The following is a 3,310-nucleotide window of genomic DNA, read 5'->3' as shown; positions in this document are numbered from 1 at the left end:
GTGCTACACTACAGCATTATAATCCGTTGATTGATGAAGAAGTAAGGAAAGAATGGGATGTACCTGGAAACTGGAAGTTAACTGCGCAAATGCCATTTGGTAAACCAGTAGTTTCTGCAGGAGATAAAGAATATCAGCCATTAGAAGCTCGTGTGAAAATTTACAAATAAAATAAAAAAATAAAAGGTGAACAGAGATAAAATCTGTTCACCTTTTTATACGTGGTATGGTTTTTTGTACTGAATTATTTTCATTTGCTCTTTTAGTTCGTTTTTCTTTGTTTCAATGATTGTTACCTTTTTTAATGTTGTAAACGATAATAGGTGAGTAAGAGCATAGTAAAGTTCGATATTATTATTTATGTGATCGTCTATTATTTTTTCCACGAATGCAACTCCTCTTTTCATGTGATTATACATATTCTATCAATAAAACCCTAATAATTCCATATTTAGCAGGGAAACAAAATAGTCAATGGTGTTTTTGGAATGGGAATGCTCTCGAGTGGGGGGGGGGAATCTTACAAATCATCACTTTGTTTAAAATCATACATAGTATAGAGAATTCATTTTTTTAAAATATTATACTATTGATAAATAAAGTGTTTTTTGTCATGATAAGAGTGTGCCTCATGAAAAAGAACTTTCTAGAAAATAATATTGTGTTTTGTATTAGATTAATCGAATTTTTATGTTAGATAGAAAGTGTGAATTCTATATTAGGATAACGAATGAGATGTTAAATTTTCATGTGATACATAAGAAATTCGAAAAAATCGTTGCAAAAACACACAGTTTAATGGTAAAGTTCACATGAAGTTCACACGGAAGTCACCTCAATCGTTTAAAATGAACGACGTGTGAAAAATAAAACTCTTGCTAAAAAATGGAACTAGATGAATATTTTACTTTGATAATATTGTAAAGTACTAAGTTTATAGTTTTTCTCAAGAGGATAGTAGGGAAAGGAAGTAAAGACAACTTATGAAAAAAGTAATCGCAGGTTTAGCAGCAGCATCTGTAGTAGGCGTAGCAGTTCCAGGAATGGATTCTGCTCATGCACAAGTTTCAAATGATGCGCTAAAAGAAATTAATGGACAAACTCAAACACAAACTCAAACGACTGTAACTGAAACAAAAAAGGTAGAAACAACTTCTGAATTAAAATACACAGTAACAGCTGATGTATTAAATGTACGTTCAGGTGCTGGTACAGGACATAACGTTATTTCTAAAGTAAAAGCAGGTCAAGCACTTCAAGTAATTGGACAAGAAAACGGTTGGTTCAAAGTTAGTGTAAATGGTCAAACAGGTTATGTAAGTGGGGACTTCGTAACAACTGGTGGCAATAAAGGAACTACTGTTCAACAAGGAACAGGTACTTACACAGTAAACGTTTCTTCACTAAACATACGTACAGGCCCAAGTGCATCTCATACTGTTTTAGGTTCTGTAAACAAAGGGAAAACAGTTCAAGTTGTAGGTGAAGTTCAAGATTGGTTTAAAATTAACTTCAATGGTGGAACTGGATACGTAAGCAAAGACTTCGTAACAAAAGGTGGTTCTGCTGTATCTAACGAAACACAGCAACCAACTACAAACAACAATAACACTACTACTACAGTTCAAACTGGTGGTTCATATGTTGTTAATACAGGAGCTTTAAAAGTACGTACAGGTCCAGCTACATATAACCCTGTAATTGGTGGGGTAACAAACGGTTCAGTATTAAACGTTACTGGTGCTGAAAATGGTTGGTATAAAATTAACCATAACGGCCGCACAGGTTACGTAAGTGCAGACTTTGTGAAGTTTGTAAAAGGCGGAGTGAACAATGTAGTTACTGGTGGTAACCAAGGTACGAATCAAGTACAAAAACCAACAGCACCAACAGGTGGAGACACATCTTCAATCGCTGGATTCGCAAGATCTTTAAATGGTTCACCATACAGAACTGCTGGTACAACACCTGCTGGTTTTGACTGCAGTGGATTCATTCACTACGTATTAAATCAAACTGGTCATAACGGCGCTCGTCAAACAGTTGCTGGATACTGGAGCTCTAAAACAAAAACTAGCAATCCACAACCAGGTGATTTAGTATACTTCCAAAATACTTATAAATCAGGTCCTTCTCACATGGGCGTTTACTTAGGTAATGGACAGTTCATCAGTGCAGAAACTGACACAACTGGTGTACGCATTAGCTCTGTAAGCAACTCTTACTGGAGTAAGCACCTATTAGGTTACACAAAAGCATACTAAGAAAAAGTATTTTATATACTTTTCGTATAGAGAAAAGGCTTTCCAGGGAAACTTGGGAAGCCTTTTTCATAGTTGGATAAACTGTCAGTATAGTAGTATTTATCCCGTTATTTGCGGGATAATAATCAGCGGGGGAGGGACAACCTCCGCTGATTAAAGTTTCACTTTATGTCAATTTTCCATGCAAAAACTTAGCATATAAATCATGAAAATAGTTTGGACGGAATAAGTTTGCTGCATGACCTGCTAATGGAATTTCTTTATATAAAACGTTCGGAAGAATGGACTTCAAATCAAAGAGACAAGATTTATAGAGATGATCATGTTCTCCCATCACCCATAATATAGGATGGGGAAGTGCTTTTAATTTAGATTTCAAGTCGAATTCTAAGCGGTGTCGTAATGACTCAGCAATAATGGACGAGTGTAATTGTAATCCGAAACGGTAATAAATATTTCGTGAAATAACAGCGAACGGATTTGCCCTTAGTATTCCACTTGGAAAAATAGTACTAGCATACTGAGAAAGCCAAGATGAATATTCATCACCACGTTTTTCCCAAAAATTCTGAAAAACATTATATAAACGGGAAGGGTTATTATAATGTCCACCAATATGACAAATGCTCAATACTTTTTCTGGATGCATTTGTGCAAATGTCGTAGAGATATAACAGCCATAGCTTAGGGCACAAATATGAGCCTTTTTAATTCCCTCTTTTTCATACAAATTCAATAATTGATCTACGAGGCGCTGTATTGAAAAGTCGATAGCTTCTCCTTTATCGTCGCCGTGACCTAATAAGTCATAAGTTATAATGTTGTAGGATGCAGAAAATCGTTTATGCTCTTTTTTGAAGGCGCGGCGATTTCCAACTAATCCGTGAATAAAAATGATTGTTTCCTTTTCGGAATGTGTATTTGTTTGCAAAAAGGATACTCCTTTCAATAACTGGAGATTTATATAGTATTTTAAATTAGTTATCTATAATTCACATAGAATAATAATAAGTAACAGGTAATAATATCAGATATTTACACTTGTA

At 34.8% G+C, this 3,310-nt stretch carries 2 protein-coding genes and 1 pseudogene; 2 read left to right on the top strand and 1 reads right to left on the bottom strand.

Features of this window, described 5'->3' with window-relative positions; genetic code table 11:
* Together AC1DTM_RS20875 and entFM are read left to right on the top strand one after the other, a co-directional pair.
* Positions 1-170, top strand: a pseudogene (locus tag AC1DTM_RS20875) (nitroreductase family protein); the annotation flags it as partial.
* Positions 171-983: 813 nt separating this feature from the next.
* Positions 984-2,264, top strand: a complete 1,281-nt coding sequence (entFM, locus tag AC1DTM_RS20870) for an enterotoxin EntFM (RefSeq protein WP_477000779.1) — start codon at positions 984-986, stop codon at positions 2,262-2,264.
* Between the two features lie 166 nt (positions 2,265-2,430).
* On the opposite strand, the gene AC1DTM_RS20865 is transcribed toward entFM, so the two are convergent.
* On the bottom strand, positions 2,431-3,195 hold the full coding sequence (locus tag AC1DTM_RS20865; protein ID WP_002141349.1) for an alpha/beta fold hydrolase: 765 nt from the start codon (positions 3,193-3,195) through the stop codon (positions 2,431-2,433).
* Positions 3,196-3,310 lie beyond the last annotated feature (115 nt).

The sequence above is a fragment of the Bacillus sp. P4_D3 genome (assembly GCF_056401855.1).
Note: the sequence above shows the minus strand (reverse complement) of the source record. Positions and strands in the feature narration are given on the sequence as shown.

What these genes read in the sequence shown, in the direction of transcription:
- entFM (WP_477000779.1), top strand. Translation starts at nt 984, where the DNA reads ATGAAAAAAGTAATCGCAGGTTTAGCAGCAGCATCTGTAGTAGGCGTA.